Annotated in this window: 15 protein-coding genes; 6 read left to right on the top strand and 9 right to left on the bottom strand. The window is 54.6% G+C overall.

The genetic code is table 11. From position 1 onward, the window contains the following. Positions 1-78 precede the first annotated feature (78 nt). A complete protein-coding gene (gene mtr, locus I6L74_RS05630) occupies positions 79-1,323 on the top strand; it encodes a tryptophan permease (RefSeq protein ID WP_059177357.1) in 1,245 nt (414 codons plus the stop codon). A gap of 45 nt (positions 1,324-1,368) precedes the next feature. Here the strand turns inward: mtr and I6L74_RS05625 are convergent, their stop codons facing one another. From I6L74_RS05625 to ubiU, 3 genes are all read right to left on the bottom strand, one after another. After that, on the bottom strand, positions 1,369-2,376 hold the full coding sequence (locus I6L74_RS05625) for a luciferase-like monooxygenase (protein ID WP_059177358.1): 1,008 nt from the start codon (positions 2,374-2,376) through the stop codon (positions 1,369-1,371). A gap of 205 nt (positions 2,377-2,581) precedes the next feature. Then, positions 2,582-3,457: a U32 family peptidase gene (locus I6L74_RS05620; RefSeq protein WP_059177359.1), complete on the bottom strand. Its 876-nt coding sequence runs from the start codon at positions 3,455-3,457 to the stop codon at positions 2,582-2,584. Between the two features lie 8 nt (positions 3,458-3,465). Further along, positions 3,466-4,461 carry a ubiquinone anaerobic biosynthesis protein UbiU gene (gene ubiU, locus I6L74_RS05615; protein ID WP_015960579.1) on the bottom strand — a complete coding sequence of 332 codons (996 nt, stop codon included), beginning with the start codon at positions 4,459-4,461 and terminating at the stop codon, positions 3,466-3,468. Positions 4,462-4,680: 219 nt separating this feature from the next. Here ubiU and ubiT point away from each other — a divergent pair, with 219 nt between their 5' ends. Together ubiT and I6L74_RS05605 are read left to right on the top strand one after the other, a co-directional pair. Continuing rightward, the gene (gene ubiT / locus I6L74_RS05610; RefSeq protein WP_059177360.1) at positions 4,681-5,205 is read left to right on the top strand and encodes a ubiquinone anaerobic biosynthesis accessory factor UbiT; all 525 of its coding nucleotides are present in this window, start codon (positions 4,681-4,683) and stop codon (positions 5,203-5,205) included. Further along, positions 5,199-5,702, top strand: coding sequence for a GNAT family N-acetyltransferase (locus I6L74_RS05605; protein ID WP_059177361.1), 504 nt, complete (start codon positions 5,199-5,201; stop codon positions 5,700-5,702). The genes ubiT and I6L74_RS05605 overlap by 7 nt, the downstream gene beginning before the upstream one ends. Here I6L74_RS05605 and I6L74_RS05600 read toward each other — a convergent pair. Further along, complete coding sequence (locus tag I6L74_RS05600; protein WP_072241714.1) at positions 5,689-6,030, bottom strand: GIY-YIG nuclease family protein; 342 nt, start codon at positions 6,028-6,030, stop codon at positions 5,689-5,691. The two genes, I6L74_RS05605 and I6L74_RS05600, sit on opposite strands and share 14 nt — an antisense overlap. A gap of 14 nt (positions 6,031-6,044) precedes the next feature. Between I6L74_RS05600 and I6L74_RS05595 the strand changes: the two genes are divergently transcribed. Then, complete coding sequence (locus tag I6L74_RS05595) at positions 6,045-6,473, top strand: YhbP family protein (RefSeq protein ID WP_059177363.1); 429 nt, start codon at positions 6,045-6,047, stop codon at positions 6,471-6,473. Here I6L74_RS05595 and I6L74_RS05590 read toward each other — a convergent pair. Continuing rightward, positions 6,459-6,977, bottom strand: a complete 519-nt coding sequence (locus tag I6L74_RS05590) for a type 1 glutamine amidotransferase domain-containing protein (RefSeq protein WP_059177364.1) — start codon at positions 6,975-6,977, stop codon at positions 6,459-6,461. The two genes, I6L74_RS05595 and I6L74_RS05590, sit on opposite strands and share 15 nt — an antisense overlap. Before the next feature lie 126 nt (positions 6,978-7,103). Here I6L74_RS05590 and I6L74_RS05585 point away from each other — a divergent pair, with 126 nt between their 5' ends. Both I6L74_RS05585 and I6L74_RS05580 read left to right on the top strand, forming a co-directional pair. Further along, positions 7,104-7,748, top strand: coding sequence for an NAD(P)H-binding protein (locus I6L74_RS05585; RefSeq protein ID WP_059177365.1), 645 nt, complete (start codon positions 7,104-7,106; stop codon positions 7,746-7,748). A gap of 39 nt (positions 7,749-7,787) precedes the next feature. Then, a complete protein-coding gene (locus tag I6L74_RS05580; RefSeq protein ID WP_059177366.1) occupies positions 7,788-8,825 on the top strand; it encodes a permease in 1,038 nt (345 codons plus the stop codon). A 48-nt stretch (positions 8,826-8,873) separates the two neighbouring features. Here I6L74_RS05580 and dolP read toward each other — a convergent pair whose 3' ends face one another. From dolP to I6L74_RS05560, 4 genes are read right to left on the bottom strand one after another with little or no spacing between them, the layout of a single operon-like run. Further along, positions 8,874-9,449: a division/outer membrane stress-associated lipid-binding lipoprotein gene (dolP, locus tag I6L74_RS05575; protein ID WP_059177367.1), complete on the bottom strand. Its 576-nt coding sequence runs from the start codon at positions 9,447-9,449 to the stop codon at positions 8,874-8,876. 9 nt (positions 9,450-9,458) lie between these two features. Beyond that, positions 9,459-10,049: a DnaA initiator-associating protein DiaA gene (diaA, locus tag I6L74_RS05570; RefSeq protein ID WP_003861754.1), complete on the bottom strand. Its 591-nt coding sequence runs from the start codon at positions 10,047-10,049 to the stop codon at positions 9,459-9,461. A 20-nt stretch (positions 10,050-10,069) separates the two neighbouring features. Next, entirely contained in the window at positions 10,070-10,465 is a 396-nt protein-coding gene (locus I6L74_RS05565; protein ID WP_059177368.1) for a YraN family protein, read from the bottom strand. Beyond that, positions 10,423-12,588 (bottom strand): penicillin-binding protein activator, encoded by a 2,166-nt coding sequence (locus I6L74_RS05560; protein WP_059177369.1) that lies wholly within the window; start codon positions 12,586-12,588, stop codon positions 10,423-10,425. The genes I6L74_RS05565 and I6L74_RS05560 overlap by 43 nt, the downstream gene beginning before the upstream one ends. Positions 12,589-12,609: the final 21 nt, after the last annotated feature.

Genomic DNA, 12,609 nt, shown 5'->3' with positions numbered 1-12,609 from the left:
TTCCTTTTGTACTCCTGTACTGGTACAGTGCGACACATTAGATTGAATAGCACTATTTTTCACTGGAGAATTGGCGGTATGGCGACACTAACGACCACACAAACGTCACCCTCGCTGCTTGGCGGCGTGGTGATTATCGGCGGTACCATTATTGGCGCGGGAATGTTTTCTCTGCCGGTGGTGATGTCGGGTGCGTGGTTTTTCTGGTCACTGGCGGCGTTGGTGTTTACCTGGTTCTGCATGCTGCATTCCGGGCTGATGATCCTTGAGGCGAACCTTAACTATCGCATTGGGTCGAGCTTCGACACTATTACCAAAGACTTGCTCGGCAAGCGCTGGAACGTGGTCAACGGCATCTCTATTGCCTTTGTGCTGTATATCCTCACCTACGCCTATATTTCTGCGAGTGGTTCTATTCTTCACCATACTTTTGCAGAGATGTCGCTGAATGTTCCGGCGCGACTGGCGGGCCTGACGTTTGCTCTCGCAGTGGCATTTATCGTCTGGATCAGTACCAAAGCGGTCAGTCGTATGACGGCGATTGTGCTGGGCGCAAAAGTCATTACTTTCTTCCTGACGTTCGGCAGCCTGCTTGGGCATGTCACGCCGACGACGCTGTTTAACGTGGCAGAAAGCAACGCGTCCTATTCACCGTATTTGCTGATGACGCTGCCGTTCTGTCTGGCATCATTTGGTTATCACGGCAACGTACCGAGCCTGATGAAATATTACGGCAAAGACCCGCGCACCATTATTCGTTGTCTGGTCTACGGCACGCTGCTGGCGCTGGCGCTTTATATCATCTGGTTGTTAGGAACGATGGGCAATATTCCGCGTCCGGAGTTCATTGGTATCGCGGCGAAAGGCGGAAACATTGACGTGCTGGTGCAGGCGTTGAGCGGTGTCCTTAACAGCCGTAGTCTGGATCTGCTGTTGGTCGTCTTCTCAAACTTCGCTGTTGCGAGTTCTTTCCTCGGGGTGACGCTGGGTCTGTTTGACTATCTCGCCGATCTGTTTGGTTTTGATGATTCTGCCATTGGACGGTTAAAAACTGCGCTGCTGACCTTTTTGCCGCCCATCGTTGGCGGGCTGATGTGGCCGAACGGTTTCCTGTATGCCATTGGCTATGCGGGGTTAGCGGCAACTATCTGGGCCGCGATTGTTCCGGCATTGCTGGCACGAAAATCACGTAAACGCTTCGGTAGCCCAAAATTCCGCGTTTGGGGCGGAAAGCCGATGATTGCGCTGATTCTGGTGTTTGGCGTCGGCAACGCGCTGGTGCATATCCTGTCGAGCTTTGATTTGTTGCCGGTTTATCAGTAAGTATCTATTTTCACCCTCTCCCTGCGGGAGAGGGTATGCACAACATTAACCCAGCAGTTCTTCTTTCACCTGCATCGCTAAATCAAACGAGTGCAAACGCGCCTGATTATCGAAAATTTGCCCGTTAACCATAATCTCGTCCGCCTGCGTTTCACGCAGTACCGCTTCCAGACCGTGTCGTACTTTCGCTTTATCCCCAACCAGAGACATGCTCAGCGCTTGCTGGACACCATACTGTTCCGATGCTGACCAAAGCTGATGCATATTTTCCACCGGTGGCGGGAGCTGTCCGCTTTCACCACGGCGTAACTTCGCGAAGGCTTGCTGCATCGAGGTGAATAAAAATTCTGCATCGCGATTGCTGTCAGCGGCGATGATATTGATGCAGACCATGGCATACGGCTTTTCCAGCCGTGCTGACGGTTTAAAGTGAGTACGGTAGAGATGCAGCGCCTGGTGCAGCATATCCGGTGCAAAATGCGAGGCAAAGGCAAAAGGCAGGCCAAGCTGTGCCGCCAGCTGTGCGCTATAAAGACTTGAACCTAACAGCCATACCGGAACATGCTCGCCGTAACCCGGTACCGGCCGTACCTGTGGATTAGGATCATGTGCATCAAACCAGTCCACCAGTTCTGCCACATCGCGCGGGAAGTTATCAATATCACCGCTCATATGGCGACGCAGCGCACGCATGGTGGGCTGATCGCTACCGGGTGCGCGTCCCAGGCCTAAATCGATACGACCAGGATAGAGCGTATTCAGCGTGCCAAACTGTTCAGCAATCACGAGAGGAGAATGGTTTGGCAGCATCACACCGCCCGAGCCGAGATGCAGCGTCGTGGTATTGGCGGCCAGATAGCCAATCAGCACCGACGTTGCGGCGCTGGCAATGCCCACCATATTATGGTGTTCCGCCAGCCAGTAGCGATGATAGCCGCGCTGTTCCGCGAGACGGGCAAGATCCAGAGAGTGCGAGAAGGCGTCCTTTGCAGAAGAGCCTTCGGGAATCGGTGCCAGGTCCAGCACCGAAAACGGAATGGATTTATCAGTCATAACAGCTCACTTTGTCGACGGTGAATCTTTTAATAGTGCATTAAAATTTGATTACTGTTGTTAACAAAGTGAGCTTTATACTCGTCGTCCTTCACGCTGCCTCTGCGTTGGCTGCTTCTTTTCCCCAGTCACTGACGTGGGTCAGCTCCTGAGGATTCTTATACTTGCGCCTGGATACAGCCTGAATGATTTTGTGTCTATTGACTTACGCCAGCTCCAGTCCAGCCAGACGTTTCCAGTAACCGTTGCAATCGCTGTTTGCCTTCAACGGCAAAGGTACGGCACCTTTTTCATTGGCACGGAACGCATCCAGCATCGCGAAAACGTCGGTATCCAGCGGGGAGAGACGTACCATATCCACCACGCCCTGCATCGACGTTAATTCGTTGCCAAGATTATACACGTAACCGCTCATCGTCTGAATGCCGTTGAGGACAAACACCTGCTGATTTTCCTGCGATAACATGCTGCGCCCGTTCGGGTATTTGATGCAGCAGGTTTCACATTCGTCTTTGGGCTTGTCTTCCGAACGCGCGGTAAAGCAGCGCGCGGAGTAGGCCAGCGGCAGGTGCCCGTAACTCAACACTTCCACTTCAAACCGATCGCGGATGCCCAGATCGTCGCACTGGTTCAGCAGATTGATAAGCCAGTCGCGGGATAACTCAACAGGCATGCACCAGCGGGTCATCCCTTGTTTCAGCAGCAGGCGCAGCGTCACCGCGTTGTAGCAGTTCAGCGCATGCCCGGCCACGAACGGCAGTTTACGCTCGGCGCACATATTCACCACACCGAGATCGCTGGCTTCCAGCAGGAAATCCCCGTTCTCGACGTAGCGTTTGATTTCACCCAGTTCTGACGATGCCTGTACCAGCGCCAGCGTTGAAAGGACCACCTGTTTTCCGCTGCCGGCCAGATTTTTAGCCATCTCCAGCCATTCGCCCACTTTCGTGGCGCGGCGTTTACTGCACACCGATTCACCGAGATAAATCGTATCGGCGCTGCTTGTCGCTGCCTGCTGATAAAAATCTTCCAGCGTCTCTTTTGACCAGTAATAGAGCACCGGTCCTAATGAATATTTCATTGATTATCTCACTGCCATTTACGGTGATAGGCACCCAGCGTGGTTTGCGTGCCTTCAGACATGGCGCCAAGCGTCTCCATCCAGGCGGGCTGCGGGGCGTAGTTCTGCGGATCGGCCATGCAGCGGTCAATTGCCTGACGCCACACTTTTGCCACCTGGCTAACATACGCCGGGCTGCGCTGACGACCTTCGATTTTGACCGAAGCGATATTGGCGGCCAGCAGCTCTGGCAGCAGCTCCAGCGTATTCAGGCTGGTCGGTTCTTCCAGCGCGTGGTAACGCTCGCCATCCACCAGATAGCGACCTTTGCACAGCGTCGGATAGCCCGCATTTTCGCCGTCCTGGTAACGGTCGATAAGCACGTCGTTAAGACGAGACTCCAGCCCTTGCGGCGTTTGCTGCCAGCGGACAAAGCGGGCAGGGGAACACGCGCCCACGGTATTCGGTGATTCACCCGTCAAATAAGAGGAAAGGTAGCAACGCCCTTCCGCCATGATGCACAGGCTACCAAAGGCAAAAACTTCCAGCGGAACTGGCGAGACGCGCGCCAGTTGCTTAACCTGATGAATAGACAGCACGCGTGGCAATACCACGCGAGCCACGTCAAAGTGACGATGATAGAAGCGAACGGCTTCTTCGTTGGTGGCGGAAGCCTGAACAGAGACATGGCGCTCAATATGCGGATAGCGTTCTGCGGCATACTCAAGCATGGCGAGGTCAGCGAGAATCAGCGCATCCGCGCCAAGCTGAGCCGCCATATCTACGGCGCGCTGCCAGCGAGCGTAGCCATCGGGATGGGCAAAAGTATTGATGGCGATATGTAATTTACGACGGTGCTGATGCACGAAATTGACGGCTTCCTGGAGTTTTTTCTCCGTGAAATTCAGGCCAGCAAAGTGGCGGGCGTTAGTATCATCTTTCAGCCCGATATAGACCGCGTCGGCGCCATTTTCGATGGCCGCCTTAAGTGCCGGGAGGTTTCCGGCTGGACAGAGCAGCTCCATAATTTATCCTGAGTCCGCTGCCCCAGAGGGCACAAAATTGTTAACGAACGGGGAGTTTAATTAACCTCTGCGCGACAATTTTTGATTTAAGGCAGTTAATGGCGTATTGATGACACCAATAATGAATGTTGCAGGAATACGGTTTGTTGATTTACGCCGCTACGGCTGTCGCCGGATATGGCAAAATACCGGGATTAACGATATCAGGGAGTAAAACTCGTGCTGGATAAACTGCGTTCACGTCTCGTCCAATTTGGCCCATCACTGTTGAGCGTGCCGGTAAAATTGACGCCTTTCGCCCTTAAACGTCAGGTTCTTGAGCAAATGCTCAGCTGGCAATTTCGTCAGGCGCTTGAAGAGGGCGAGCTGGCGTTTCTGGAAGGTCGCTGGCTAAGTATTGAAGTGCGTGACATTGGACTGCGCTGGTTTACCTCGGTGGAAAACGACCGATTGATCGTCAGCGACTCCGCCACGGCGGACGTTAGTTTCAGCGCGGAAGCCAGCGATTTGCTGATGATCGCCGCACGAAAACAGGATCCTGATACACTCTTTTTCCAGCGCCGTCTGGTCATTGAAGGCGATACCGAACTGGGCCTGTACGTCAAAAATTTAATGGATGCCATTGAACTGGATCAGATGCCAAAGCCGCTGCGCGTGGTGCTGATGCAAATGGCCGATTTTGTTGAGGCAGGGCTAAAAACCCCGCCTGAGAGTAAACACACTTCAGTGGGTGAGCCATGCTGATTCGAGTTGAAATAGGGATTGATGCACCGGGTATCGATGCATTGTTACGTCGTTCGTTTCCGGAAGAGAGTGAGGCCCGACTGGTGCACGATCTCCGTGAAGACGGGCTGATCACTCTGGGGCTGGTGGCCACCGATGACGAAGGTCAGGTGGTCGGCTACGTGGCGTTTAGTCCGGTTGCCGTTCAGGGTGAAGAGCTGCAGTGGGTTGGAATGGCCCCGCTGGCGGTTGATGAACACTATCGCGGTAAGGGTCTGGCACGTAAGCTGGTCTATGAAGGACTGGATTCACTGAATGAATTTGGTTATGCGGCGGTGGTTACGCTGGGCGATCCGGCATTTTACGGACGTTTGGGGTTCGAATCGGCAGCGCCGTACGATCTTCATTGCCGCTGGCCGAATACTGAGACCGCGTTCCAGGTACATCGTCTGGCGGATGACGCACTGAACGGCGTCAGCGGTCTGGTTGAGTATCACGACCACTTTAATCGCTTTTAACAGGCGGCGTTTGCAGGCTGTCGTATAGTGCCTCAAATGAGCCGTCTCCGGCGACGAGGCGCTCTTTCTGACGCTTCGTCAGCTGCTTTATGCGGTACTCCATTTTCAGCGCCAGTGAGCGCTCGCCAACGGGCGCGGAAAAGGCCAGTGAGAGTTCACCTTTTCCCCGCAGCGCTTTCGCGCCTTTCCCTGTTTGATGTTCAAGGAAACGCCGCCCGACGTCGGTGGTAATTCCGGTATAAAGCGCATTATCAGCCGTTCTGACGAGATAGAGAAACCAGCACACGGTAAGCATATTCAGTATTTTAAGGTGAACGCACCATAGCATGAGAGAGAGCAAAAATGGAAACTCTGGCCGCCATTAACCGCTGGCTGGCAAAGCAGCATGTCGTGACCTGGTGTGTGCACCATGAGGGCGAGCTGTGGTGCGCTAACGCGTTTTATTACTACGATCCCGAGCGCGTTGCGTTTTACGTGTTAAGCGAAGACAAAACGCGACATGCCCAGATGACCGGGACGAGAGCTCACGTCGCCGGGACAATAAACGGTCAGCCGAAAAACGTCGCGCTGATTCGCGGCGTCCAGTTTAAGGGTGAGATTCGTCGTCTGGAAGGGGAGGAAAGCGACAGCATGCGCAGGCAGTATACTCGCCGCTTTCCGGTGGCTTTGGCGTTGTCAGCACCCGTCTGGGAAATTCGCCCCGACGAGCTCAAGTTCACTGACAACACCCTCGGCTTTGGCAAAAAGCTTCACTGGCTACGTGCCGAGTAGGCGCAGCGCTTCACGATTAAACGCCGGGAGATCGTCCGGTGTACGGCTCGTCACCAGCTGATCCTGATCGACCACGACTTCCTGATCGTAAAAATCGGCACCCGCGTTTTTAAGATCAATCACGATCGGTTTGACGGCCGTAAGTTTGCGCCCGCGCACCACGTCAGCGCTGATCAGCAGTTGCGGCCCATGACAGATCGCAAAGACGGGTTTGCCGCTCGCGACAAAATCACGGGTAAACGTGACAAAGCGATCGTCACCGCGCAGGGTATCCGGCGAGTGGCCGCCCGGCAGTAAGAGCGCGTCGAACTGAGCTGCTGTGACGTCATCAATGGATTTATCGATAGTCACGCTGGCCTCGCCTTTATGGCCTTTCACCGTTTTCCCCGCCTGTTTATCTATTGTCACTACTTCATGTCCCGCTTTGCGGAACGCCTCAGCAGGCGAGGTGAATTCTGAATCTTCAAACTCGTCGGTGATCAAGACCGCTATTTTCTTGCTCATGTTTCCTCCGTTGTTTTGGCTTCAGACAGATTTTTCTGCGTTTGTGGTAAATACTTACCCAACAGACTACTCATTGTGGTCGAACAGGCTGAAACCGCATACGGACTAATCTGTAAAGGAGATAAAATGAGCCAGGTATTGATTACAGGCACTACCGGACTGGTCGGTGGCCATTTGCTTCGGCTGTTGATACAGGATCGCAAAGTCAATTACATTGCCGCGCCGACACGCCGTCCATTGACCGATATTTCTGGCGTCTTTAACCCCTACGATCCTCAGCTCACCGACGCACTGGCGCAGGTAAAGGATCCGATTGATATCGCGTTTTGCTGTCTCGGCACCACGCGTCGTGAAGCCGGCAGCAAAGAGGCGTTTATTCACGCCGACTATACGCTGGTGGTTGATACAGCACTCACGGCGAAAAAGCTGGGCGCGAAACATTTTCTGGTGGTCAGCTCAATGGGCGCAAATGCCCGTTCTCCCTTTTTTTACAATCAGGTGAAAGGGAAAATGGAAGAGGCATTGATCGCGCAAAACTGGGAACGGTTGACCATCGTGCGTCCGTCTATGCTGCTCGGGGACCGCGATAAGCAGCGCGTTAATGAATCGATTTTCGCGCCGTTGTTCCAGCTTTTACCGGGAAACTGGAAATCCATTCAGGCGCGTGATGTTGCGCGTGCCATGTTGCACGAGGCGTTCTCTCCCTCGCAGGAAGGGGTCAACATCATACCCTCAGCAAAACTGCGTGAAATTGTAAAAAGTGAGGCGTAAACTCCCCCGGCTTATTAATTACTCTCCCCGGGATAGGTTATGACTGGTCAGTCTTCATCTCAGGCGGCAACGCCTTTTCAGTGGTGGAAACCCGCACTCTTTTTTCTCGTCGTTATCGTCGGGCTTTGGTATGTGAAATGGCAGCCGTATTACGGTAAAGCCTTCACCGCCGCCGACACGCACAGCATCGGCAAATCCATTCTCGCCCAGCCGGACACCAGCCCGTTGCAGGCGGCGTGGGATTACGCGATGGTCTATTTCCTCGCCGTATGGAAAGCCGCAGTGCTGGGGGTGTTGTTGGGCTCGCTCATTCAAGTGCTTATTCCGCGCAACTGGCTGATGCGAACGTTAGGCCAGCCGCGTTTTCAGGGCACATTGCTGGGGACGATTTTCTCTCTGCCGGGCATGATGTGCTCCTGCTGTGCTGCGCCCGTTACGGCTGGCATGCGGCGTCAGCAGGTATCGATGGGCGGCGCGCTGGCATTCTGGATGGGAAACCCGGTGCTTAATCCCGCTACGCTGGTCTTTATGGGCTTTGTGCTCGGCTGGCACTTTGCGTTGATCCGTTTGGTTGCCGGGCTACTAACCGTGCTGATTGTGGCCTCTTTAGTTCAGTATCTGGTCAAAGATAATACCGTTCAGCCCGTATCGGTGGATATTGAATCTTCGGAGCCGCAGGGCGGATTCTTTGCCCGCTGGGGGAAAGCGTTATGGCAGCTTTTCTGGAGCACCATCCCGGTGTATATCCTGGCGGTACTCGTGTTAGGCGCGGCGCGCGTCTGGTTGTTCCCTCACGCAGACGGCGCGATCGATAACACATTGCTGTGGGTGATTGCGATGGCGGTAGCCGGATGCTTGTTTGTGATTCCGACTGCGGCTGAGATTCCGATTGTGCAGACGATGATGCTCGCCGGTATGGGTACCGCTCCCGCGCTGGCACTCTTAATCACGCTGCCCGCCGTGAGCCTTCCGTCGCTTATCATGCTGCGTAAGTCATTCCCGGCGAAAGCGCTTTGGCTGACGGGTTTACTGGTCGCGTTAAGTGGCGTGATAACGGGCAGTATTGCGCTGCTATAAAACAAAAAACCCGGCATCCGCCGGGTTTTTCTTATCCATTAAACGCGCTTATTTAATATAGGTAAACGCGGTCGTTACGTGCTTCACGCCGCTCACGCGGCTGGCGATATCGGCCGCGGCTTTGCCTTCACGATCGGTGACCAGGCCGAGCAGGAACACTTCGCCATTCTCGGTGGTGACTTTCACGTTAGAGGATTTCACCTGATCGCTACCCAGCAGCTGCGAGCGCACTTTGGTGGTGATCCAGGTATCAGACGATGCCGTTCCCAGACCAATAGGCTGACCCTGGCGAACTTCGTTGAACACTTCCGTGGTGCCTTCTACACCCATGGCGATTTGCTTCGCGCGAGCCGCAAGCTCCAGATTGGGTGCCTGGCCTGCCAGCAGCACTTTGCCCTGATAAGCGGTCACGTTAATGCGGGCTTCTTTCTTAATTTGTTCGTCTTTCGACAGGGCGCTGTTAACGCGCAATTCCAGGGTACCGTCGTCGACTTGAGTCCCCACAGAGCGCGGATCGGTTGCTGCTTTGGTGCCGACAGCCGCTGTACCTACCACAGCCGCAGCGATACATCCTTGAAGCAGCAGCGCAGAAATAAGGACTGCGAGGGGCGTTAATGCCTTCATTAGTACTCCTTAATCATCCTGGTGAGGGAAAAGCGTGTTATCAATCAAATCGCAAAGACAGTTCACCGTCAGCATGTGCATTTCCTGAATACGCGCACTGCGATGAGATGGAATGCGAATTTCCACATCCTGCGGTCCTAAAAGACCTGCCAGTTCGCCACCGTCATAGCCCGTTAGCGCGACAATCGTCATATCACGCGTCACGGCCGCTTCAACGGCTTTTACGATATCACGGCTATTTCCGCGCGTAGAAATCGCCAGCAGAACATCCCCGGCGTGGCCTAAGGCGCGAACCTGTTTTGCGTAGATTTCGTCATGAAGACGATCGTTGGCAATCGCGGTTAAGACCACATTATCGGTATTAAGTGCAATGGCAGGTAAACTTGGGCGTTCTGTTTCAAAACGATTGATCATGCTGGCAGCAAAATGCTGTGCGTTGGCGGCGGAGGTACCGTTGCCACAACAGAGGATTTTGTTGCCATTGAGCAGGGACTGCACCAGCGTCATCGCTGCGCGTGAAATAGCATCCGGGAGAGCTTCCGCCGCTGCAATTTGAGTTTGAATGCTTTCTGTGAAGCAAACCTTAATTCTTTCGAGCACGTTATCCCTTTAAATCTTAATTATGCGTCTTCGCCAAAAGCGTTTTTAAGCCACTCAATGTCGTTTCCGGTGAAGGCTACCACATCGAACCGGCAATCCACAGTATCAAAACTCCCATTATGGCGGGCAAGCCACAAGTGGGCAGTCTGTAATAATTTATGTTGTTTGGCGAGCGTCACGCTGGCGGCAGCGCCACCAAATCGGGACGACTGTCGGAAACGTACCTCAATAAACACGATAACCTGACCGTCTTTCATTATCAGATCAATTTCGCCGCCACGTCCGTGAACGTTAGCGGCGATAAAACGCAGTCCTTTGCCTTCCAGCCAGTGACGCGCCTTTAGCTCCCACGCGTCGCCCGTCTGTTTGCGGCTTAACTCGCCGGGACGATCTGCCCCTGCTGGTATTTGAGCCATGATAACTTCCTGTTAATCACACAATCCTGGGTTGCGGTCAGATCGCCGGTGTTACCGTTAAGCTCAAAACCCGGCACCTGACGCATCTGGGTAAAGTGGTTCGCCAGCGCCCACGCATCAACACCCATCGCGTACAAACGCGCGAGTGAATAGTCGTTACGCACGCTGCTCAGCGCCTGCTGCATCAGCGCCGGGTTGCTGCCCGCAAGCATTGGGATTTCGCTGTATTGCAGGCCATCCATTTCCAGACGGAAATCTGGGCCAGCCGTGCCCTGCGCGCTGCGCGAGCTCGCATACAATGTTACGCCGCTTTGGCTGCCGTTGCGCATAGCAATCATCGGTTTGATAAAGGCAATTTCTTCTGGCGTCGCGACGATGTAAGCCGCATCGACCTTACCGCCGCCGCTGATTTGCGCATCCGTTGGCGGAGCCGGAATCGTGAGCCCACCGATGGTCACGCCTTGCTGCTGCGGCAGACTGGCCGAAACCGGGCTGCCGGTCAGCGCAATACCTGACCCGCCATTTACGCCCGCTCTCAGCTCTGAGGTTGAGCCAAATTTCTGCTGCAGAACGATATTGCCGCCGAGCTGTTGCCATTCATGAGCAAACGCCGTGGCGACGCGGTCACCCAGCGCGCTGCGCGGGGTCAGCAGCAGTGGGGCCTGTTTTCCTTGTTCATGAATATGACGCGCCGCATCGCGGGCTTCATCTTCCGGAGACAGAGCGAAGTAACAGATATTCGCGCGATTCTGAACTTGCTCAGGCTGGTTAAGCGCCAGCACGTTCAGCGAAGTGTTGCTCTTCATCAACTCTTCGACGTTGTTCTTTAGCAAGGGGCCGACCACGATACTGGCACCGTCCTGCTGAACTTGCGCCAGCACCTGATCGAGTGGCTGAGAACTGGTGTCATAGATTTTCAGTTCTGCACCCGGATTGGCGGTCGTTGCAGCAACGGCTTGCGGCTGTGCGGCAGGCTGCTGATCGGCCGATGTGGCCTGTGGTTGTGTCGTTGCTGCGTCGGTGGCAGGAGCCGCCTGAGTCTCAACGGGCGCTTGTGCTTCGGCTGGGGCTGCGGTTTCAGCAGGGGCCTGGGTGGTCGTTGGCGGCGTTGTCGGGGCAGTCACTGGATTTTGCATTGTGCCTTGAGCAGGCGCTTGTGCAGAGGTCAAATCGCTGGTTTCCACCGCTGATGGGCTAATGACATCATTCACATTCGCGGCCTGCGCTGCCTGTGCAGGAACGGCGTTCCCCGTCACCGCAGCGGTGCCATTTTTCGCAGCTTCAAAGCCCTGCTGAATGGTGCGACCAAATACCGCCGCCTGACCGTTCAATGGCAGCAAAAGAGCGATTTTGCTGACGGAGGCAGGCTGGAAGTTCTGCACGTTGACCAACTGCGTCGGCAGCATTTTTGCACCCGGATTTTGCGGGTAACGCGTCTGCCAGTCGGTAATGCCCGCTTTCAGCATTTTTGGATCGCTGCGGTTGTTGAACCACATCTGCTGCAGATCCAGCCAGCCTTGCAAAACATTTTCGTCGGCATTGATCACCAGTGCCTGAGCCTGTTCCGGCGTCATTGAAGAGAGCGCTTGCCAGGTGGCGTCGATATTTTTCTGCTTATCGGCGCCGCTCAGCAGCGGCTCTTGCGCAATGAGCGCGCGCAGGAGTGCCAGGGAAGGGCGACCCTGCTCGGCAGCGATAACGGCCTGCCAGTAGCGGGCCTGCTGGTTGTTCTCCAGCGCTTTCACGTCGATATCCGCCAGCTGTTTTTTCGCCGCCGGATAATCTTTCTGCGCAATTTTCAGCTCTGCGGCCAGCAGCGACTGCTCACCGCGTTGTGTATCGTTCAATTCCTGCGGCAACTGGTTATACAGATCGAGTGCCTGCTGCGTTTTACCTTCCTTCAGCAGTGCACGAATGGCAAGTAATTGCCAGTTGGTCTTGGTATCATTTGAGCTCTGCGACATTTGTTGCAGATAAAAGCCGGAATCAGCCTGCGCGGAACCCTGCATATGGGCCGCAGTCTGATCGGGCGCCTGAGTGCCACAGCCTGCGAAAATCAGGGCTGCCAGCATAATAGGAAGGCTGCGCGAAGCTTTTGTTCGAAGAAACGTTAAGGGTACCATACTGTATCCAGTGATTTTTTT

The organism is Lelliottia amnigena (genome assembly GCF_019047465.1).
In the GTDB taxonomy this organism is placed as follows: Bacteria; Pseudomonadota; Gammaproteobacteria; order Enterobacterales; family Enterobacteriaceae; genus Enterobacter; species Enterobacter amnigenus.
The sequence above is the reverse complement of the archived record's forward strand: the minus strand, read 5'-3'. Positions and strand labels throughout refer to the sequence as shown.

What these genes read in the sequence shown, in the direction of transcription:
- mtr (WP_059177357.1), top strand. Translation starts at nt 79, where the DNA reads ATGGCGACACTAACGACCACACAAACGTCACCCTCGCTGCTTGGCGGC.
- I6L74_RS05625 (WP_059177358.1), bottom strand. Translation starts at nt 2,376, where the DNA reads ATGACTGATAAATCCATTCCGTTTTCGGTGCTGGACCTGGCACCGATT.
- I6L74_RS05620 (WP_059177359.1), bottom strand. Translation starts at nt 3,457, where the DNA reads ATGAAATATTCATTAGGACCGGTGCTCTATTACTGGTCAAAAGAGACG.
- ubiU (WP_015960579.1), bottom strand. Translation starts at nt 4,461, where the DNA reads ATGGAGCTGCTCTGTCCAGCCGGAAACCTCCCGGCACTTAAGGCGGCC.
- I6L74_RS05605 (WP_059177361.1), top strand. Translation starts at nt 5,199, where the DNA reads ATGCTGATTCGAGTTGAAATAGGGATTGATGCACCGGGTATCGATGCA.
- I6L74_RS05600 (WP_072241714.1), bottom strand. Translation starts at nt 6,030, where the DNA reads ATGCTATGGTGCGTTCACCTTAAAATACTGAATATGCTTACCGTGTGC.
- I6L74_RS05595 (WP_059177363.1), top strand. Translation starts at nt 6,045, where the DNA reads ATGGAAACTCTGGCCGCCATTAACCGCTGGCTGGCAAAGCAGCATGTC.
- I6L74_RS05590 (WP_059177364.1), bottom strand. Translation starts at nt 6,977, where the DNA reads ATGAGCAAGAAAATAGCGGTCTTGATCACCGACGAGTTTGAAGATTCA.
- I6L74_RS05585 (WP_059177365.1), top strand. Translation starts at nt 7,104, where the DNA reads ATGAGCCAGGTATTGATTACAGGCACTACCGGACTGGTCGGTGGCCAT.
- I6L74_RS05580 (WP_059177366.1), top strand. Translation starts at nt 7,788, where the DNA reads ATGACTGGTCAGTCTTCATCTCAGGCGGCAACGCCTTTTCAGTGGTGG.
- dolP (WP_059177367.1), bottom strand. Translation starts at nt 9,449, where the DNA reads ATGAAGGCATTAACGCCCCTCGCAGTCCTTATTTCTGCGCTGCTGCTT.
- I6L74_RS05565 (WP_059177368.1), bottom strand. Translation starts at nt 10,465, where the DNA reads ATGGCTCAAATACCAGCAGGGGCAGATCGTCCCGGCGAGTTAAGCCGC.
- I6L74_RS05560 (WP_059177369.1), bottom strand. Translation starts at nt 12,588, where the DNA reads ATGGTACCCTTAACGTTTCTTCGAACAAAAGCTTCGCGCAGCCTTCCT.